We start from the raw sequence: 19,566 nt of genomic DNA on the forward strand, positions 1-19,566 counted from the left end.
TGCCCGTGGCCCCTGCCCTACTCCGGCGCCGGCGTGCCGATCCGCTTCTCGAACCAGTGGTGGGCGTACGGCTCGTCGTTGAAGGCCGGGACCTCCTCGAAGCCGGCGGAGTGGTACAGGCCGATGGCCGCGTCGAGTGCCTTGTTGGTGTCCAGGCGCAGGACGCCGCAGCCGTGCCGGACGGCCCGCGCCTCCAGCTCCGCGAGGAACCGGCGGCCGAGACCGAGGCCCCGCGCCCGGGGTGCGACCCACATCCGTTTGATCTCGGCCGGGGCGCCGGCCGGCAGCTTCAGACCGGCGCAGCCGATGGGTTCGCCCTGCATCCGGGCGACGAGAAACAGGCCGTGCGGCGGCCGGAGTTCACCCGCGTCGGGCAACAGGCTCCGGGCGGGATCGAAGCCGTTGTCGAAGCGCTCCTGAAGCTCGGTGAAGTAGGACCGCAGACAGTCCCGGGCGTCGGGGCTGTCCGGGTCGACGGCGTCCAGTACGACCGTCGCGGCGGTCAGCAGGCGGTCGACCTCGGCCATGGCCGCGACCAGCCGGCCGCGCTGGGCGGGGCTGAGCGGTTCGAGCATGGAGCCCGCCAGCTCGTCGCTGCGGCCGTCGAGCACGGCGCGCTCCGCGCGGCCCGCGTCGGTGAGCCGGACGGTGCGCACCCGTCTGTCCCGGGGCTGGGGTTCCACCGTCACGAGACCGGCGGCTTCCAGCGAACGCAGGAGACGGCTGACGTATCCGGAATCGAGCCCGAGACGCTCGCGCAGGCGCCGCACGTCCTGGCCCCGGTCGTCGATCTCCCAGAGCAGCCGGGCCTCGCCGATGGGCCGGTCGCGGCCCAGGTAGTGATCCTGGAGCGCGCCGACGCGTTCGGTGACGGTTCGATTGAACCGTCGCACCTGTCCGATCTGCGCCGCATCCATTCTCTGACTTTAGTCAGAGAATGGCGAGGGGTCCAGTGCGGCCGTCACCGCGGCCGTACGGCGTGCTGGGCCGCGATCACGTCCCGGTACCAGGCGTACGAGGCCTTGGGCGTGCGCCGCAGCGTCGCGTAGTCGATGTGGACGAGACCGAAGCGCTGGGAGGCACCCTCGACCCATTCGATGTTGTCGGTGAGCGACCAGGTGAAGTAGCCGCGAACATCGACCCCCTCGTCGACGGCCCGGTGCAGTGCCCGCAGATGCGCGTCGAGGAACGTGATCCGGCGATGGTCGTCCAGTCCGTCGTAGGAGCAGCCGTTCTCCGTGATGTACACCGGCGGCAGGCGGTCGCCGTAGCGGTCCTTGAGGTGGATCAGCATCTCGCGCAGTCCGTCGGGGACGACGGGCCAGCCGAAGGCCGTGCGCTCCTCGCTCGGTGTCTCCCGCAGCCCGAAGGGCAGTTCGGCCGGCATACCGACCCCCGCGAAGTCATCGAGCGCGTCCTGGGCGGGGGCTCCGACGAGCATGGGGTGGTAGTAGTTCACGCCGTACCAGTCGAGCGGAGCGGCGATGACGGCGAGATCCTCGGCGACCGGGCCGGGCATCAGCGCGGCGAGGCTCTCGTCGGGGTAGGCGCCGGTGAGGACCGGGTCGGCGAAGAGCCAGTTGGTCAGCGTGTCGTAGAGGTCCGCGGCGAACCGGTCCTCCTCCCCGGCGCTCGCGGCCCGTACGGGCGAGTGCGACACGGCGATGCCGACGTTCGTCGCGCCGGCCGCCCGCAGGGCCTGGACCCCGAGTCCGTGGGCGAGCAACTGGTGGTGGGCGGCGGGCAGGGCGTCGAACAGCAGTTGTCTGCCGGGGGCGTGCTCGCCGAGTGCGTAGCCGAGCAGGGTGACCTCGGCGGGCTCGTTGACGGTGATCCACATGGGGACGCGGTCCGCGAGGCGGTCGGCGACCGCGGAGACGTAGTCGGCGAAGCGGTACGCGGTGTCCCGGTTCAGCCAGCCTCCCGCCTCGTCCAGCGGGAGCGGGGTGTCCCAGTGGTACAGCGTGGGCGCCGGGATGATGCCGTTCGCGCACAGTTCGTCGACGAGCCGGTCGTAGAAGCCGAGCCCGGCCGCATTGACCGGACCGCTGCCGCCGGGCACGACCCGCGGCCAGCTGACGGAGAACCGGAAGGCGTCCGCGCCGAGTCCGGCGAGCAGGGCGACGTCCTCGCGGTAGTGCTCGTGGAAGCCGGTGCCGCGCGAGGCGTCGGAACCGTCCTTGATACGGCCCCGGGCCGCGAAGGCGTCCCATCCCGACGGCCCTTTGCCGTCGGTGTCCGCGGCCCCTTCCGTCTGGAAGGCGGAAGCGGAGGCGCCCCACAGGAAGCCGGGTGGAAAGGCGGGCAGCGGTGGCATGGACCTGACCGATGACATAGCCGTTGACCTTAATGGCCGCAACGTCACCCCCTCCAGACCCCGGCCTTGTCAGGATGGGGGTCGGCATCGACGACGAGGGGACCGCCAGTGCTGTTCGAGGTATGGGCACCGCAGGCCGAGGAGCAGGTCACGCTGTGGCTGGAGGGCGCCGAGCGCCCGATGGCCAGGGACGCAGAGCGCAGGGACTGGTGGACCGCCGAGGCGGAGGCCGACGACGGCGCCCGCTACGGCTTCTCGCTGGACGGCGGCCCGGTGCTGCCCGACCCCCGCTCGCGCCGCCAGCCCGACGGCCCGGACGGCCCGAGCGCGCTGGTGCGGCATGACACCTATGTGTGGCGCCATGCCTGGACCGGGAAAGGTCTGCGGGGTGCGGTGCTGTACGAGCTCCACATCGGCACATACACCCCCGAGGGAACACTCGACGCGGCGGCCGAACGTCTGGGCGAACTGGCCGAGTTGGGCATCACCCACATCGAGCTGATGCCGCTCTGCCCGTTCCCCGGGGTGCACGGCTGGGGCTACGAGGGGGTGTCACTGTGGGCCGTGCACGAGCCGTACGGCGGCCCGGAGGCACTGAAGCGCTTCGTCGACACGGCGCACTCGCACGGCCTCGGCGTGGTGCTGGACGTGGTCCACAACCACTTCGGCCCGTCCGGCAACTACCTGCCCGCCTTCGGCCCCTACCTCACCGACACCCACACCACGCCCTGGGGCTCGGCGGTCAACCTCGATGCCCCCGGCTCGGACGAGGTCCGCACCTTCCTGCTCGGCAGCGCGCTCGCCTGGCTGAGGGACTACCGGCTGGATGGCCTGCGCCTCGACGCCGTGCACGCCCTGGTCGACCACCGGGCGCTCACCTTCCTGGAGGAGCTCGCGGCGGCGGTCGACGGACTCTCCGCAGAGGTGGGGCGCCCGCTGTTCCTGATCGGCGAGTCGGATCTGTGCGACCCGCGCACGACGACACCGCGCGACGCGGGCGGCATCGGCCTGCACGCCCAGTGGAACGACGACTTCCACCACGGCCTGCACACCGCCCTGACCGGCGAGTCCCAGGGCTACTACGCCGACTTCGCCGCAGCGCCGCTCGCGGCCGTCGCCAGGACCCTCACCCACGGCTTCTTCCACGACGGCACGTACTCCAGTTTCCGCGGCCGCACCCACGGCCGCGCCCTGGACGTGGCCGCCACGCCCGCCCACCGCTTCCTCGGCTACGCCCAGACGCACGACCAGATCGGCAACCGGGCACTCGGCGACCGGCTCTCGGCCTCCCTCTCCCCCGGGATGCTGGCCTGCGCGGCCGCGCTGGTACTGACCGGGCCGTTCACCCCGATGCTGTTCATGGGGGAGGAGTGGGGCGCCCGTACGCCCTGGCAGTTCTTCACGGACCACACCGACCCGGAACTCGCCGAAGCCGTACGCAACGGCAGGCGGCGGGAGTTCGGAGAACACGGCTGGCCGGAGGAGGAGATCCCGGACCCCCAGGACCCGGCCACCCGGGACCGCTCCTGCCTGGACCGCGCGGAACGCGACCGCGACCCGCACGCCCGGCTGCTGGCCTGGCACCGCGAACTGATCGCCCTGCGCCACGCCCAGTCGGACCTGGCGGACCCGGACCTGGCCGCGGTGAAGGTGGCGTTCGACGAACAGGCGCGCTGGCTGGCCTACCGACGCGGCGATCTGCGGGTGGCGGTCAACCTGTCGAAGGAACCGGCGGCGATCCCGCTGGGAGGCGGGGGGAGGGTGCTGGCGGCGTGGGAAGCGGTCGAACCGCCGGGCGGGGACGGGGTGTTGCACCTGCCGGCGGAGTCGTGTGTGGTGCTGGCGGACGGGTGAGGCCTGCCTGTGCGGTGCGGCTTTCCGGCGGCGGGGGCGCGGTCAATCGACCAGGTCGGACCAGGTGTTGACATCCGTGTCGTCCACGACGTCCTCACCGAGGCCGAGTTCGTCCCCGAGCGCGAGGTAGCGCTCGTACCGGGCCTCGCTGATCGGTACGGAGTACGCCTTCAGGGCCCGGAGCAGCAGCCGGAACCCGAGGTCCGCCTCGATGTCCGCTGCCTGTTCCAGGGCCGGGACGACACCGTCGAGCGCGTTGTAGGAGTGGTGGGCTGTGGCCTGCTCCAGGGCAGGCCCGACCGACGTGATCTCGGCCCGGACCGACTCTTTCGTCGCGTCGTCCACGATCGGGGCGACAGCCTCGGGCTCGAAGGAGGGGTCGTCGCGCCGGATCCGGTCGGTACAGATGCCAGCGATCCGGCGCAGCCACACTCGCCCGTCGATGCCGAGGCGTTCCAGGTCGAATTCCCGGAACGTCCCCGCCAGCCAAAGGATCTCGACGTCCCGACTGGACAGAGGTGAGTCCAGTAGCACGAGACAGTCCCGCAGAAGCTGGTGGGCGACCGCACCGTCGAAGCGGTCGGCGACACTCCCGACGACCTCCAGGCCTGCGGCCTCACTGTTGACCAAGGGGTAGCGGATCCACTTGATCAGCCCGCTGAGGCCGATGTCGACACCGAGATGCCGGTGTGGATGCGTCATGGTTCCGTCTCCTGCTGCGGGTGGGACGTGGGTACTCGGTGTCCGTCGACTGCCTCCTCCCGGCGGCAGCGGGCTCAGCGGATCACGCCGGGCCCGGTGGCAAACGCTCGTCAATATGGTCATCGCTGTAGCCCAGTTGATCGGCGATCGCCTTGTAGCGGGTGCGCGGGCCCTCAGGGACAGCGATCTCGCACGCACCGACCATCTGCAGGAACAGGCGAAAACCCAGGTCGGGGTCGACGGCCATGACCACCTCTTGCAGCGCCTCCACGGCGTTCCGCAGGGTCGCGGCGCCGGTCTCTTCGGTCCTGTCCGTCACGTTCGGGACCATCTGCCTGACCTCCGCGAGGACCGTCTGCGCCAACTCGGTCCGGGCGGGCGACACAACGGGGGTGTAAGTGGGGTCGACGTTCTTCAGGTGCTCACGGCACACGTCGGCGATCTGCCGGAGCCATGTCCGGCCGTCCGCGTCGAACTCGTCGGTGTTGTTCCACCGTCCCGAAGCCGCCCGCCACAGCGCGGTGACAGCGTCGTCCGGCAGAGTGGAATGCAACAGCCGTTGCACGTCTTCCAGCAGCACGGACGCGTAGGAGCCGGGAACGTATCCGGAGTCGGCAGTGGTGACGTTCTCGATGTTCTCCCGCACGGTGCCGACGTACGGCCACCCGGGTCCCTGGAAAACGGCCGCGAGGATCGGTAGTCCGAAGCGCCCCAGCTCGAAGTCACGCCAGCTCGAATCGATCGGTGCCCACGACACGTTCAGATCCTTGTAGACGGCGGCTGCCGGATAGGCCAGTCGTTCACCGATCGCCATCAGCCGGTCGTACTGCACCATCCCGATCGGCATGGAGTACGCCTTGGCTGCCCGCAGAAACATTCGCAGACCGAGGTCGGCGTCGACCTGAGCCACCACCTGGTGCAGCGCCGCGACAATGCCGGTGACCGCGACAGCCCTTTCCAGGCCGGCTGCGGCCCGGTCGATCTCCGCCGCCACGGCTGCGCGCAGTTCCTCCTCGGCTACCACCGGTCGTTCCGCGTCCAGCACCTTGGCTTCGAACGGATCCCTCCCCCGGACCTGCGGCGGGCATACATCCGAGATGCGGCGCAGCCAGGCGCGCACGTTCGAACCCAGCTCAACCGGATCGAAACACCTTCGCGCGGCAGCCAGCCACAGGGCATGGATCGTCGTGTCCGAAAGCGAAGAATCCAGCAGTAGCCGTACGTCCTTGCCGAGCTGATCGTCCTCGTCCTCCTCGGCCGCCTTCGCAGCGAGGGCGAGCACCACCGGATCGTCGAGACGCAGGTTCGTACGGGAGGACAGGGTTTCCGCGAGGCCGCTGAGCCCGAAGTCCGCACCGAAGTCGTAGTAGTACACCTCGCGGGGCCGAACCATCACACACCTTTCACCGGGGACGGGCCCCCTCATCGTGAGGGGGCCCGCGTCCAGGCCTGCCCGGCTCTGTCTGCTTCGAGTTCGAGTCGCGTTCGATGCTGGACCAGGAGTAACCGGCTGAGGGGCGGCACCCGCGATGCGGGTGCCGCCCTCACCTTTCGTGTCCGCGTCGCCGAGGCGTCAGAAAAGGTTTCCCGAATCCGTCGGGAAGTCCGGTGGCCAGGGCCCGGCGCACAGCGACTCCCGGCCGCCCATCATTGCGTACTCCGCCTCGCGCCAGTCCGGAGGGCTGCCGACAACGAAGCTGTCACTGTCAGGGTCCAGCATCCAGGTGTAGATCGCTTCCTCGGGCTCCAGCCCGTGCCGCTCCGCCAGCACCGCGAACTCCTCCGGACTGGCGCGCCGGATGTGGTCATGCCCGAAGCCCTCTCTTGATCACGGCACCGGCTCCCCGTTGGGCCAGGTCGTCCGCGCGGGGGGTTGATGCCGAGGACGTTGTGCTCTCCGTCCTTCACCAGGTCCCTGAGGACCCTCTCTATGCACTCCTGAGACGAGCTCTGGGCAGCGAACGCCCGAGCGCCCGCGGCCGACAGCGCCCTCCAAGTAGCTGATTCACACGCCTCGTACACCGCCTGCATGATCTTGCTGGCGATGCTCGCGACGGCGACCTCGGACAACCGGAGGGAGCGCAGGGCCGCCCACGCGTTCGATGAATCCGACTCCGGTCCTGGCGGCAGCGTCCATCGCCCGGACTGCATCCGCGATCGGGCGGATGATCTTGCCTGCGAACAGTAGCGCCACATCCACCACGGCCGAGGCGTAACCGCCCCAGCTCCCGTTCTCACCACCGGGGGTGAGTTTCTGGGCGCATCGGATCCAGCTGCCTAAGAGAATGTCGACGGGTCGAGGTCGATGCCCTGGACCGGTCCTGACCGGCGGGCATGCCTCGCTGCGGGACGACTTCAGGATCTCCCGCCCGAACTGGATCTGGTGGTGGACACGTTACTGGCCGCGGGCGCGTTGGGCGCCCGGATGGCGGGCGGCGGCTTCGGCGGTTCGGCGATCGTGCTGACGGAGTCGTCGTCGGCGTCCGTCGTGAGCAAGGCGGTCGTCGACGCCTTCGAGGCGCGGTCGCTGGAAACACCCCGGGTGTTCACGGCGGTGCCGTCGGCGGGAGCGCGTCGGCTTTCGTGACGCGGGCCGTTCGGCTCTCAGCGAGGAGGAGCACGTCCGTGAGAGCGTCGGTGAGGTGCGTCGCGAACGTGTGCATCTGCGACCGCGGCGGACGACTCTCGCGGCTGTCCACGGCTGACCTGGCACCGCTTTAATGCAGTATGCCGCCTTCGTGCGCCGCGGCGACCACTGCGAGACCAGCCGGCCCTCCCTCGGAGATCAGCTTTCAACGCGGATCAGGTAGGGAGTCATGTCGTCATCGGCATCACCAGCCTGAAAGCCCGCGGATCCGAGAATTGCGATCAACGTCGCGTACATGTGCTCGGTCACAAAGCTGAACTGCCGGAATGCCGACGACTGGATCTCGCCCTTCTGCGCACTCTCCGCTGCAGCGAGACTGAGGGACGAACTGATCAGCCACTGGACGAAGACCCCTCCCCTGGAGTCATCTGCCGGGTCCACCCAGACCATCGCGCCCAGCGCCGCAGACGCATCGTTTACGTCCTGGTGCACGGTGAATCCGGCCATCGCCAACGCTTCGGCCACCTTTCCGGCCAGATCGTTCCGTTCGGCGATCTCCGCCTCGCTCGCCTTTTTGATTTCGAACATCTCTACCTGCTGTCATTTCGCCATGAGTTTAGGAGAAGGGGTGGGTGACCCATCGGGTCCCCACCCCATTACATCCTACGGGGCTAGCCGGCCGAGATCAGGACCTAGGGGCGCCCCTGGGCCTGGATCATACCGGCCAGAATTTTTTCGAACGCCTTGTTCATCAATCCGTTCGATCCCCACTGTACGGACCACGTGATCTCCGTGCCCTCCTTGAGGAGGTTCTCCAGATTCGGTCCGCACACGGGGCACGGCTGCCGTTCGGTGTAGAGCGCGTTGATCTGCTTCGGTGAGACATCCTTTGCAGCCAGCTGAGTAAGGATGTCGTCTTCCGCGTGGAACCCGCCCCCCTTACTGAAACCGATGACGAGGTCGCCGGTCTTCGGGTCATTCCAGCCCGGCACCCTCGCGACGGCCACATTCCTGTTGCCGAAGACACCGAAACCCGACTCGATTCTGGCCCGATAGGCCATGTTGGAGAGTTCGGTGCTGTTGTACGCGATCAGCCCTTCGCAGGAATACTCGGGAACCGGGCTTCCGATGCTGCCCATCGGAGCGACGGCCGCGACCCGCGACTTCGGCCCGACAGAGGCGACCCGCGAAGCCTTCCGGCAGGCGGTGTAGAACCTCTCCGCCATCTTCCCGGCGATTCCGGCCATAGCGGCGTCGGAAAGCCTGAGGGCGCTCAGCGCCTTCCACGCGTCGATGAATCCGATTCCGGTCCTGGCGGCACCGTCCACCGCCCGGACGGCGTCCGCGATGGGACGGATGATCTTGCCTGCGAACAGTAGGGCCACATCGACCACGGCCCAGGCGCAACCGCCCCAGCTCCCGTTCTCACCACCGGGGGTGAGTTTCTGGGCGCATCGGATCCAGCTGCCGAACAGGATGTCGACGGGGTCGACGCCCTGCTGGTACTCCGCGATCGTGATGTTGTGCGTGACCTCGGTGTACAGCGTGTCCGTCTTGTGCTCGCCCAGGTGGAGCGTGTCCGCGGAGGGGCACGTGTTCTCCCATACCTCCGTGGCGCACATGTACAGGTCGAGGTCGGCCTTGTATCCGATCTTCTCGGTCATCGTGCAGTCGCCGTCGTAGGCGAGCTGGTCCCACCAGCCGTCGCAGCCGTCGGTCTTCTTCAAGACCTGCGGCTTGCCGACCTGCTCGATGTGGTTGACGACGTAGAACACGCCTCCGATGGGTCCGCCGGCCTGGTCAGGAACCGTCCCGGTCTCGATCTGGCCGGTGTTCCCCGCGTTCTCGGCCTGCTTCGCGGCCTCCTGGGCCTCCTTGGCGTATTTCAGTGCGTCCTTGGCGGCCTGCTCGGCCTCGGTCGCTGCGGCGTCGGCGCGGTTCGCGGCTGCGCGTGCGTCCTTGGCCGACTGCTCCGCCGCGGCTGCGGCGTCGCGGGCGGCCTGGGCGTCGAGCGCGGCCTGGTCGGCGGAGTCCCGCGCGGCTTGGGCGTAGCCCTCGGCACGGCCCGCCGCCTGGTCGGCCGCGGCCGCGTCCACGGTGGCCTTGCGGTCGTACTCGACCGTGCGGGCCAGGGACGCCGATGCCTTGGCGGCGGCGGCTGCTGCGTCGGCCGCGTAGCCCAGAGCCTCCTTGGAGTAGGTGCGGGCGTTCGCCGCATGACCGGCTGCGTTGGCCGCGTACTGGTAGGCGATCTTCGCGTCGCCCGTTGCCTGTTCGGCGAGGTTCTTCGCGGCGGCCGCTTCGGCCTGTGCGTTCTTGGCGTGGGCGTCCGCGACGGCCTTCTGCTGTTCCGCGATCGACTTCGACGCCTGCCCGGTCAGCACGACCAGGCTCGCGGCCGAGTCGGTGGTGACATACGGCGAGCCGAGCTGGATCGCGTCGTTCGCCGGCTTGGCGACCTGGGCCGCTGCGTTGCCCGCGTCGACCGCGGCCTGCGCGGTGACATGGGCGAAGCCCGCGGCCTTCGCAGAGGCGACCAGCGCCTTGCCGGCCTCCTTGAATGCCTCGTCCGCATGCGACTTGGCGGCCTTGGCCAGCTTCTCCGCCTCCTCCGCCAGCTTGACGGCCGACTTGGCCTCGCCGGAGGCGTGCTCGGACGCGTCGATGGCGTCGGCCGCCGCGCTCGTCGCGGTCTTCACCGCGGCATCGGCCTTGAGCTTTGCGGCCTGGGCGTCGTCCGCGTGTGCACGGGACCGCTTGGCCGCTGCCTCCGCACGGGTCGCCGCCGCGTCCGCCTCGGCGGCCGCGTCGGTCGCGGCATCCGCCGCGGTGCGAGCACGGCCGGCAGCCGCTTCGGCGTCGTCGGCGTGAGCGCTCGCCGCGTCCGCAGCCGCCCTGGACTCCTGGGCATTGCTGTCGGACTCGTGCGCCTGCGCGAACGCCTCCTTCGCATCCGCCTTGGCGCGCGCCGCGTCGGCCTTCTGCGCGGCGTCCCACGCGTCGTCCCGCAACTCGCGGGCCTTGTCGCGGGCCTTGACCGCGCCGTTCTTCTTCTCGACCGCGGTGGCCTCGGCGGCTTCGGCCTTCTCCTTGGCCTCCTTGGCGTTCGTCGCCTCGGCCTGCGCGGTCTGCTTGTGCTGGTTGGCCTCGGCCTGCTTGGCCGCGGCGGTGTCCTTCTCCGCCTTGGCCGTCTTCTCCTCGGCCTCGGCCGCGAGCCGCTTTGCGTGCGCCTCCGCGGCAGCCGCCTTGGCATCGGCCTCGGCCTTCAGCGCCTCGGTGAGCTTGGCCTCCGCGGTCTCCTTGTCCTTCTTCGCGTTGTCCCGGTGGATCTTGGCCGCATCCGCCGCGGCCTTGGCCTGCAACTCGGCGGTGTGCGCGGCCTCCTTGCGGAACTCCGCCTTCGACTGCGCGGCCTGCGCCAGCGCGCGCTGCGCGATCGTCTCGCTGTCGCCCGCGGACGACCGGGTCGCCGCCTCCGCCGTCTCACCGGCCTTCACCATCGCGGTCAGGGCGGCCACGGAACCCTTGGTGACCTGTGCCTTCTGCTGACCCACCAGCAGCCCACGGCCCCGCGGCGCCCCAGCGGCGTCCGCGATGCCGTACGCGGCCTTCTCCGCGGTGTCGGACACGGTGGCCGCCTGCTTGGCACTCTCCAACTGCGCCTTGAGCGTGGCGAGCTGCTTCTTCGCCGCCGCCTGGGTGTCGGTGATGCCCTTCTTCGCCTTGTCGAACTGCGCCTTGTCCGGGTACGACAGGCTGTCCGTGCCCTTGTGGCCGGACGGCTTGATCAGGAACTTCTGCGCACTGGCGTCCTTGCAGTCGTACAGCCGCGCGTCCGTGCTCTTGGTGAACGAGCTGAGGTCCAGGCACTTGCCCGTGGTGACGCTCTTCAGCGGCGAGGACGCACGGACGTCGCCCTTCCACGACTGTCCCTTGGACTTGTAGCAGTCCGAGATCTGGATCTTCGTGCCGTTCGCCGACGCGTTCCCGGCCACGTCCAGGCACTTCTGCGAGCCGACATTGCGCAGGTGGAGGTCGTCCTCGCTGCCCTCCAGCGTCCACTGCTGGGCCGCGCCGTTGTTGCAGGTGTAGATCTGGATCGGCGTGCCGTTGGTCTTGGCACCGCCTGCGACGTCCAGGCACATGCCCTTCGCGCCCGGCACTTCGATCGTCGCGTAGCTGTCACCGATCCAGCCCAGCCCACCGGCGGACCAGTAGTCCTGCCAGCGAGCCAGATGGTCGGCAACCCAGGAATGACCCAGCATGTCCCCCAGGGCCTTTGCCCCGGTGGCCAGCGCCTTGGTGGCATCCTTGTTGGACGTCAGGAGCTGGTTGCGCTGAACGGCCTGAGAGGCGATCTCCTGCTGCCACTCCGTGGCGGCGGTGGTGGAGATACCGCCCAGCGCCTTGTTCGGGTCGATCGGATCACGCCATGTGCACGCGGCGAACCGGGTCTTGAAGTCCTCGACCGCGATGCGGTGCTCCGCCGTGCCCGGCTGCGGCGCCGTGCGAGGGAACCCGCCGGAGGCGAGGAACAGACGGGCGTTGTCCGCACCCGTCGGCTCCAGCGACCAGTCCGTCAGGTAGTCGAAAGCTCCGTGCTCAGCGACCTGTCGGTCCCACTCGGGCAGCTGCGGATCGGGCTCCTTGCCGTACAGCGGCAGGCCGAGGTCCTTGACGGCCTTCGCCGTCGCGGCGTCGGCCTTGGGGGTGGGGTCCTCGTAGAAGTCGCTGTCGCTCTTCCAGAACCGGTCGGCGGTCCACTTCGTCAGACCCGTCTGACCGTAGAAGTCGTCCTTGCCGTCTCCCGGCGAGCCCGGAGGCCAGTGGAAGTCGGCGTCGGTGAAGCCGCGCGGTGTCTCAAGACCGTCGAGCGGCTTCTTCCACGTGCCTCGCAGAGCATGAACGGCTTCCAGCTCCTTGGAGGCCGCCTCCTTGTCCTTGTTGTACGCCTGCGCCAGCGGCGTGTCCTCCCAGTGCTCCCGGTTCGCCAGCTCGTGGAGCTTGTCCTGCGGCTGGTTGAGCCCGTCCTGCGCGACGGCGGCCATGGACGGCCCACCCAGCCGCAGCACATCGCTCATCAGGCACTGGTCCTGCCGCAACTGTTCCGCGGCGGTGTCCTCGAACCAGTCCTCGGATTCGCTCGCCGTGGCCGTGCGCTGTGCGGCGAACTGGTTGAGCACGTCAGGCTGGACGGCCAAGCCGCCGAGGACGGCCAAGCCGGCAACGGACGTGACGACAGAGGTGAAAATCGCAGATCTTCGTGATCGGGGTCTGAACAACCCAGGTCTGGAGCGCAAGAGGGCATCCTTCGTCGCGTACGTGGGGCAGGCGGGGGTCACTGTCCGGATGAGGCAGAGGCGGTGTGGGCTGATCAGCCCGTTTTGCCGGCACGGGGACGGGGACAGCAGGCGGCGCACACAGTGAGCCGGTGTCGCGGCATGGCGGTCCCCTCCCCGTGGCGGCACTGTTCCCCCGGCCGCCGGCTGATGCGCGTACGTCACGGCGGAGCGGTCAGGGACCGCCGCGCGTGCGCGGTGATCACCATAGACACAGGTCAACGCCCTTGGGCAAGGGATAACTTGAGCATCCCGGGCTCACGACTCGAAGACATGAGCGAGGGTCGCCACGCGCCCATCTGTGGAAATCCCGTGCTCACGCCGGGAGTTATCTATGAAGTTCCTGTGAATACAGAACGGAACCAGAGGTCATGTCCTGGCCAAAACTTGACCGATATTCAGCCCTGTCCGACCCCGCCCCCGACGGGCCACTGCTGCGACGCGACCGCCGTCAGCCCAGCCGCACATCCTCCCCCCGCGCGTGCACCGTCACCCCCAACTCCCCGACCGTCACATCCGTCGGGCTGAGGCCCGCCGGCAGAACCGGTACCACGCGGTCCCGTTCCGCGAAGGCCCGGGCGATCCGGGGAGCGGACGGGTCGAGGGGGCGTCCCGCGAACGAGGCCGACACCGGGACCGCCGTGATGGTGCGTCCGGTGAGCCGCAGTTCCGCCGTCACGGTCAGCGGGAGCCCGCGCACCCCCTCGATACGCAGCCGTCCGTCCTCGTCGGCGGAGAGCGACGCGGCACCGCCGGAATTGCCGCCCAACGAGTCGAGGGGCACCGTGAATCGTCCGTCCGCGCTCGCCGCCGTATAGGTGCCGGCCTTCTCCGTCACGCCGTGCAGTTCTATCGCGGCGCGCACGGGCTGCTCCTCGGCGGTGACCGCGTCGGCCCGCACCGACACCTGCGGGAAGGTTCCACGGGCCGCGCCCAGGAGGAAGGGGAAGCCGTCGATCCGTACCTGCGGGGTGCCGACCACCGTGGTGCTCACGGCGGCGACCCGGTCGGCGATCCGTTCCTCGGCGACGCCGGCGGCGACGCGGTCGGCAATGGGCAGAGCGGCGAGCACGGCGCACAGCGCGAGAACGGTCCAGCGGCGCCGGCCGCGCCACGCTCTGAACAGGCGGGTCATGACGCACTTCCGTCACTCGCGAGGGCCGCATCGGCGACCGCTTCCTTCGGTGGTCGCGCCGGACCGTGGCCGTCGTCCTCGATGTCCATGTGCGGCAGCAGCCGGTCCAGCCAGGCGGGCAGCCACCAGTTGACGCGGCCGAGCAGGACCATCGTGGACGGGACGAGAATGCCGCGGGCGACCGTCGCGTCCAGGGCCACGGCGACGGCCAGTCCGATGCCGAACATCTTCACCACAGGGTCGTCGGACAGTACGTAGCTCAGGAAGACGCTGACCATGATCAGTGCCGCGGAGGTGACGATCCGGCCGGTGCCCGCCAGGCCGCTGATCACCGCACCGCGGTTGTCGCCGTCGCGTACATACGCCGCCCTGATGGCGCTGAGCAGGAAGACCTCGTAGTCCATCGAGAGCCCGAACAGCACCGCGAACATCAGCAGCGGTACGTAGCCGGGTATCGGGACGGCCCCCTCCAGGCCGATCAGTTGCGCGCCCCAGCCCCACTGGAAGACCGCGGTGAGCACTCCGTAGGCGGCCGCCACGGACACCAGGTTCAGCACCGCGGCCTTCACCGCGATGACAGGGGAACGGAAGGCGGGCAGGAGGAGCAGCCCCGCCACCGCCAGGACGAATCCGACCACCAGCGGCATCCGCCGGGCGAGGCGTTCGTTGAGGTCGGCCTGGGCTGCCGTCGCACCGCCGACATGCGTGACGAGTCCACTGCCGGCCGTGGCCTCGGGCAGGGTGTCCTCCCGCAGCCGGTGCACGAGAGCGGCGGTGTCCGGATCCCCCGGCGCGGTCTCGGGGGTGACCTGCCAGCGCGCGTGGCGACCGTCGGCGGCCAGTTCGGCCGGTGCGACCGCGGCGACGCCGGGGGTGGTCCGCAGCGCGGCCGTGACCGGGGCGAGCCTCGGGTCGTCGGGTGCGGCCGCGGGGTCGGACAGGGTGCCGGTGACCTGGAGCGGCCCGTTGGCGCCGGGGCCGAAGGCGGCCGCGGTCCGGTCGTACGCCGTACGGCTCGCCGTGCCCACGGTCCGGTCGCCGCCGTCGAGTTGACCGAACGTCAAGTGGGCTGCGGGTGCGGCCAGGACGCCGGTCAGGACGAGCCCGGCCGCCAGACAGCGCCACGGCCGGGCGGCGACGTACTCGGCGATACGTCCCCAGCCGCGCGGGCGGGCGTCGGTGCCGGTGCCGGCGCCCGCGTCAGCGACCCGGTCGCTCCCCGCCGGCCGCGACGCGGAACGCTTCGAGGCGAGCTTCGCCATGAACCTCGGTACGCGTGCCGTTACGGGCTTCGGTGCGAGCCTCGGCCCGAGCAGCGCCAGCACCGCCGGCAGCAGCGTCAGCGTGGCCGCCACCGCGACCAGTACGGCGATCCCCGGTGCCAGCGCCAGGGCGTGCAGCAGCGGCAGCCCGCCCAGCGCGAGACCGGCGAGCGCGGCGATGACCGCGGCTCCGGCGAAGAGCACCGATTTGCCGGAGCCGGCCATGGTGCGTGCGACCGCGTCCTCCACGCCCGCCCCGGCGGCCAGCAGTTCACGGAACCGGGTCAGGCAGAACAGCGTGTAGTCGATGCCCACACCGAGGCCGATCATCGCCGCGATCGTGGTGCCCGAGGACGGCATGTCGACGAGGTGTCCGACCAGGCCGACCACGCACAGGGACCCGACGAGCCCCAGCGCACCCGTGAGCAGCGGCACCCCGGCCGCCACGAGACTGCCGAAGCCCAGGGCGAGGACGACGAAGGCGGCGCCGAGCCCGATGATCTCGCTGTGCCCGGTGGAGCCCTTGTCCTCCGCCTCGGCGAGATCGCCGCCGGGCGTGACCTCGATGCCCGCGTCGGCGGCGGGGCCGGCCGCGTCGACGATGCCGCGGGTGATCGAGGGGGTGATGTCCCGCCCGGTGAGATCGAGTTCGACCAGCATCCGGCCGGTACGGCCGTCGGCGCTGAGGGCGCTCCCGCCCGCCCGGCCGTAGGGGGTGGTGACGGCCACGACGTGGTCCACGTCGGCGATGGCCCGCGCGGCCGCCTCGACCGCCGCCCGCTGCGCCGAGGAGGTCAGTTCCGCCTCGCCGGCCGTGGTGTGGAGCAGGACGGGCTGCGGCCCGGAGGCCGCGTCGCCGAAAGCCTCGCCCGCGTCGCGGGCCGCCTGGCTGTCGCTGCCCGGGATGGTGACGGCCTCGCTGGTGACCGTCCCGAAGACACCGACAGCGGCAGCCAGGGCGGTGAGCAGCAGCAGCCAGGCGGCCACGGTTCTCTTGGGTCTGCGGGCGCACCAGCGCCCGACGGACAGGAGCATCAGGATTGTCGCCCTTCCGTACGAACTCATTGCACTCGGCGTGCAATCAGAACCGTTGCATCGCGAGTGCAACAATGTCAACAGCGAGACTTCAGGAGGGACCGTGGTGAAGCAGCCGGCGCGACAGTCACCGGAGGGCGGCGAGACGCGTGCCCCGGGCCGGGCACAGGGCGGCAGCGAGGGCAACACCCCAGCCCGCGCTCCGGACGGGCGTACCGAGCGGGGGCGGCAGACGCGCGAGAAGATCGCCGACGCGCTGCTGGCGCTGCTCGACGAGGGCGAGGCGCACTTCTCCGCGGACCGGGTCGCCGAGCGGGCCGGTGTGTCCCGGCGGTTGGTGTTCCATCACTTCGCCGACATGTCCCAGGTCATCGACACCGCGATCACCCGCCGGCTGGAGCAGCTGTTCGCACAGATCAAGCCGCTGCCGACAGACGGTCCGCGCGGTGTGCGGGTCGCGGCGATGGCCGAACAGCGCTCCCGGATCCTGGAGTGGATGACCCCGACGCGGCTGGCGATCATGCGCCAGGACCAGCCGTCGGAACGCGTCGAGCAGGTGACCCGTGAGGTCTACGACTTCGCGCGCGATCGCCTGGCCGAGATCTTCGCCGAGGAACTCGACCGGCTGCCCGCGGACCGCCGGGCGGATCTGCTCAACGGGCTGGATGGGGTGACCACTTGGGGGGCCTGGTACCACTGGCGCAGCAGCGGCCTGGACACCGCGACGGCCCGGCGCGCGATGGAGACGACCGTGCACGCGCTGCTCGCGACGACCGACGCGCCCGCCTCGGCGCCGAGCCCGTAGATCTCCCTGCGCCGGCGACATCGGCCGAGGACGAGTCCTGCGATCGAGAGCGCTCCAACTCGTGGGGAGTGTCCGCAAAGTGTCGTCGTCCGTCGGAGGACGCCGCGCCCCAGACGAGACGTTGCGGACACGACCTAGTCTCGGAGCATGAAGCAACTCAATCTCGGCAGGACGGGTCTGCGCGTCAGCGAACTGTGCCTCGGCACCATGAGCTTCGGCGACGACACGAGCGGCCACGGCGCCCTCGACGCCTTCACCGAGGCGGGCGGCACCTTCATCGACACCGCCGACATGTATGCGCGGGGAGGCTCCGAGGAGATCCTCGGGCGCTGGCTGAAGGGACGCCGCAGGGACGATCTCGTCATCGCGACCAAGGTGTGGGGGCGGATGGGCGAGGCGCCGAACGACGGCGGGCTCAGCCGCAAACACATCATCGCCGCGGTGGAGGCCAGCCTGCGGCGGCTCGGCACGGACTACATCGACCTCTACCAGACGCACATCTGGGACGCGACCACCCCGCTCGAGGAGACTCTCGCGACGCTGGACACGCTCGTACGGTCGGGCAAGGTCCGCTATGTCGGCACCAGCAATGTGACACCGTCTCAGCTTCAACGGGCTCTGGATCTCGCACAGTTCCGCGGCTGGGAGCCGTACGTCAGTCTCCAGCCGCGCTACAGCCTGCTCAGCCGCGAACTGGAATGGGAGCTGGCGCCGATGTGCGAGGAGCAGGGCATCGCCGTCATTCCGTGGAGCCCCCTCGCGGGCGGCTGGCTGACGGGCAAGTACCGGCGCGGCATGGACTCCGTGCCCGCGGGTTCGCGTGAGGCCCACTTCCAGGAGCAGTCGGGCAAAGAGGGCTGGCGCGAGCGGGACACCGAGGAGACCTGGCGGACGCTCGACGCGGTCGACGAGGTGGCGCGGGAGACCGGCCGTACGGCCTTGCAGGTGTCGCTGCGGTGGCTGATGCAGCAGCCGGCGGTGACGGCTCCCATCATCGGCCCGCGGAACGCCGAGCAGTTGAAGGAGAATCTCGGGGCGGTCTCATTCGAGCTGACGGACGCGCAGTCGGCGCGGCTGGACGAGGCGAGCCGCAGGCCGCTGCCGTATCCGTACGAGATGCTGGCGCGGCTGTCCCACCACGACCCGCGGTAGCCGGCATTACCCGGCCCGGGGCCGCTAGGTCCTGTCCGGGCGATCTTGTCGGGCCTGTGACGACAGCTACGGCACTCCCCCGTAGCCCTTCGGGCACGGGAGGCGCCCCCACGCTGTGTTGTCTCAGTCGCCCGAGTACGCCCAGTACGAGGACGATCTCCCCCAGCCTCCGGCGGGGGGCGCCCCCACCGCCGTGCGATGCACCGCATCTGACGCCACAGGCTGATCCTCGAAGATCGCCCCGACAGGACCTAGTCGACGATCGCCATGGTGCGGGGCGTGTTGTTGAGCCGGCGGCCCCCGGTCTCCGTCACCGTCACGATGTCCTCGATGCGGACCCCGAACCGGCCCGGCAGATAGATCCCCGGCTCGACCGAGAAGCACATCCCCGGGACGAGCGGCTGCTCCTCGCCCTCGATCATGTACGGCGGTTCGTGCGTGGTCACACCGATGCCGTGGCCCGTGCGGTGGATGAACAGGTCGCCGTATCCGGCCTCTTCGATGATCTCGCGGGCGGCCCGGTCGACCTCCTGGCAGGCGACACCCGGCTTCACCGCGTCGACGCCGGCCTGCTGGGCCTCCAGCACCACGTCGTGGATGTGCTGTTCGGCGGGGGCGGGCTCGCCGACGTGGACCGTGCGGGAGGTGTCGGAGCCGTAGCCGTCCAGCAGCCCGCCGAAGTCGAGGACGACCATGTCACCGGTCTCGATGGTCCGCTCCCCCGCCTCGTGGTGCGGGTTGGCGCCGTTGGGCCCGGAGCCGACGACCGTGAAGTCGACCTGCGAGTGGCCGAACTGCCGCAGCAGACCGGCGAGATCGGCGGCGATGTCCGACTCCTTCCGCCCGGAGAAGCGGACCTTGAGGATCTCCTCGTAGGTCGCGTCCGCGGCGGCACCGGCCGCGGCCAGCCGCTCCAGTTCCGGTCCGTCCTTCACCGCGCGCAGCATGGGCAGCACCTCGGTCACCGAGGCGTACGAGGCATCCGGCAACTGCCGCTGGAGACCGAGCAGATGCATCGCCCAGGCGTTGTCGCTGACGCCGAACCGGCCGCCGGCAGGGAGCAGCGGCCCGGTCACCCCGTAGGGGTCGGTGCCGTCCGTCCAGTCGCGCAGCGTGAGAGCGGGCCCGCCGACGGCGCCCTCCGCGTCCGGCGCCTCCAGCTTGGGAACGACGAGCACCGGGTCGCGGCCCGCGACGAGGACGAGCAGCGTGAGCCGTTCGGTGACCCCCGGCTGATAGCCGGTGAGATGCACGAGATCGGGCCCGGGAGCGATCAGCAGACCGTCGAGCCCCGCAGCGGCGGCGGCCTCGGCGGCGCGGGCCATCCGGGCCCGGTAGTCGTCGGCGGTGAAGGGCGCGGGAGTCGTCGGCATGAGCC

The 19,566-nt window shown here is 70.2% G+C and carries 13 protein-coding genes and 1 pseudogene; 4 read left to right on the plus strand and 10 right to left on the minus strand.

Annotated elements, in window-relative coordinates; all coding sequences use genetic code 11:
- Window positions 1–17: 17 nt before the first annotated feature.
- Together RPQ07_RS08580 and RPQ07_RS08585 are read right to left on the minus strand one after the other, a co-directional pair.
- On the minus strand, window positions 18–917 hold the full coding sequence (locus RPQ07_RS08580; RefSeq protein ID WP_313943482.1) for a helix-turn-helix domain-containing GNAT family N-acetyltransferase: 900 nt from the start codon (window positions 915–917) through the stop codon (window positions 18–20).
- A gap of 44 nt (window positions 918–961) precedes the next feature.
- Entirely contained in the window at window positions 962–2,335 is a 1,374-nt protein-coding gene (locus RPQ07_RS08585; protein WP_313943483.1) for a GH1 family beta-glucosidase, read from the minus strand.
- 90 nt (window positions 2,336–2,425) lie between these two features.
- Between RPQ07_RS08585 and treZ the strand changes: the two genes are divergently transcribed.
- Window positions 2,426–4,171, plus strand: coding sequence for a malto-oligosyltrehalose trehalohydrolase (treZ, locus tag RPQ07_RS08590; RefSeq protein WP_313943484.1), 1,746 nt, complete (start codon window positions 2,426–2,428; stop codon window positions 4,169–4,171).
- 42 nt (window positions 4,172–4,213) lie between these two features.
- Here the strand turns inward: treZ and RPQ07_RS08595 are convergent, their stop codons facing one another.
- From RPQ07_RS08595 to RPQ07_RS08605, 3 genes are all read right to left on the minus strand, one after another.
- Window positions 4,214–4,873 (minus strand): hypothetical protein, encoded by a 660-nt coding sequence (locus RPQ07_RS08595; RefSeq protein WP_313943485.1) that lies wholly within the window; start codon window positions 4,871–4,873, stop codon window positions 4,214–4,216.
- A gap of 82 nt (window positions 4,874–4,955) precedes the next feature.
- Entirely contained in the window at window positions 4,956–6,266 is a 1,311-nt protein-coding gene (locus RPQ07_RS08600; RefSeq protein ID WP_313943487.1) for a hypothetical protein, read from the minus strand.
- 180 nt (window positions 6,267–6,446) lie between these two features.
- On the minus strand, window positions 6,447–6,644 hold the full coding sequence (locus RPQ07_RS08605; protein ID WP_313943488.1) for a hypothetical protein: 198 nt from the start codon (window positions 6,642–6,644) through the stop codon (window positions 6,447–6,449).
- 514 nt (window positions 6,645–7,158) lie between these two features.
- Between RPQ07_RS08605 and RPQ07_RS08610 the strand changes: the two are divergent.
- Window positions 7,159–7,460, plus strand: a pseudogene (locus RPQ07_RS08610) (galactokinase); the annotation flags it as partial.
- Window positions 7,461–7,658: 198 nt separating this feature from the next.
- On the opposite strand, the gene RPQ07_RS08615 reads toward RPQ07_RS08610, so the two are convergent.
- The 4 genes from RPQ07_RS08615 to RPQ07_RS08630 all read right to left on the minus strand — a co-directional run bounded on the left by RPQ07_RS08615 (window position 7,659) and on the right by RPQ07_RS08630 (window position 16,231).
- Window positions 7,659–8,048: a hypothetical protein gene (locus RPQ07_RS08615; protein ID WP_313943489.1), complete on the minus strand. Its 390-nt coding sequence runs from the start codon at window positions 8,046–8,048 to the stop codon at window positions 7,659–7,661.
- 104 nt (window positions 8,049–8,152) lie between these two features.
- Complete coding sequence (locus RPQ07_RS08620) at window positions 8,153–12,661, minus strand: ricin-type beta-trefoil lectin domain protein (RefSeq protein WP_413777716.1); 4,509 nt, start codon at window positions 12,659–12,661, stop codon at window positions 8,153–8,155.
- A 589-nt stretch (window positions 12,662–13,250) separates the two neighbouring features.
- Window positions 13,251–13,934: a DUF2993 domain-containing protein gene (locus RPQ07_RS08625; RefSeq protein WP_313943490.1), complete on the minus strand. Its 684-nt coding sequence runs from the start codon at window positions 13,932–13,934 to the stop codon at window positions 13,251–13,253.
- Window positions 13,931–16,231, minus strand: coding sequence for an MMPL family transporter (locus tag RPQ07_RS08630; protein WP_313943491.1), 2,301 nt, complete (start codon window positions 16,229–16,231; stop codon window positions 13,931–13,933). The genes RPQ07_RS08625 and RPQ07_RS08630 overlap by 4 nt, the downstream gene beginning before the upstream one ends.
- Before the next feature lie 103 nt (window positions 16,232–16,334).
- Here RPQ07_RS08630 and RPQ07_RS08635 point away from each other — a divergent pair, with 103 nt between their 5' ends.
- Together RPQ07_RS08635 and RPQ07_RS08640 are read left to right on the plus strand one after the other, a co-directional pair.
- Window positions 16,335–17,036, plus strand: a complete 702-nt coding sequence (locus RPQ07_RS08635; protein ID WP_313943492.1) for a TetR/AcrR family transcriptional regulator — start codon at window positions 16,335–16,337, stop codon at window positions 17,034–17,036.
- Window positions 17,037–17,183: 147 nt separating this feature from the next.
- A complete protein-coding gene (locus RPQ07_RS08640; protein WP_313943493.1) occupies window positions 17,184–18,188 on the plus strand; it encodes an aldo/keto reductase in 1,005 nt (334 codons plus the stop codon).
- Window positions 18,189–18,439: 251 nt separating this feature from the next.
- On the opposite strand, the gene RPQ07_RS08645 is transcribed toward RPQ07_RS08640, so the two are convergent.
- Entirely contained in the window at window positions 18,440–19,561 is a 1,122-nt protein-coding gene (locus tag RPQ07_RS08645; protein WP_313943494.1) for an aminopeptidase P family protein, read from the minus strand.
- Window positions 19,562–19,566: the final 5 nt, after the last annotated feature.

Origin of the sequence: Streptomyces sp. AM8-1-1, assembly GCF_032229325.1 — a bacterium.
Taxonomy (GTDB): Bacteria; Actinomycetota; Actinomycetes; order Streptomycetales; family Streptomycetaceae; genus Streptomyces; species Streptomyces achmelvichensis.

What these genes read in the sequence shown, in the direction of transcription:
- RPQ07_RS08600 (WP_313943487.1), bottom strand. Translation starts at nt 6,266, where the DNA reads ATGGTTCGGCCCCGCGAGGTGTACTACTACGACTTCGGTGCGGACTTC.
- RPQ07_RS08630 (WP_313943491.1), bottom strand. Translation starts at nt 16,231, where the DNA reads ATGCTCCTGTCCGTCGGGCGCTGGTGCGCCCGCAGACCCAAGAGAACC.
- RPQ07_RS08625 (WP_313943490.1), bottom strand. Translation starts at nt 13,934, where the DNA reads ATGACCCGCCTGTTCAGAGCGTGGCGCGGCCGGCGCCGCTGGACCGTT.
- RPQ07_RS08640 (WP_313943493.1), top strand. Translation starts at nt 17,184, where the DNA reads ATGAAGCAACTCAATCTCGGCAGGACGGGTCTGCGCGTCAGCGAACTG.
- RPQ07_RS08595 (WP_313943485.1), bottom strand. Translation starts at nt 4,873, where the DNA reads ATGACGCATCCACACCGGCATCTCGGTGTCGACATCGGCCTCAGCGGG.
- RPQ07_RS08645 (WP_313943494.1), bottom strand. Translation starts at nt 19,561, where the DNA reads ATGCCGACGACTCCCGCGCCCTTCACCGCCGACGACTACCGGGCCCGG.
- RPQ07_RS08615 (WP_313943489.1), bottom strand. Translation starts at nt 8,048, where the DNA reads ATGTTCGAAATCAAAAAGGCGAGCGAGGCGGAGATCGCCGAACGGAAC.
- RPQ07_RS08580 (WP_313943482.1), bottom strand. Translation starts at nt 917, where the DNA reads ATGGATGCGGCGCAGATCGGACAGGTGCGACGGTTCAATCGAACCGTC.
- RPQ07_RS08585 (WP_313943483.1), bottom strand. Translation starts at nt 2,335, where the DNA reads ATGTCATCGGTCAGGTCCATGCCACCGCTGCCCGCCTTTCCACCCGGC.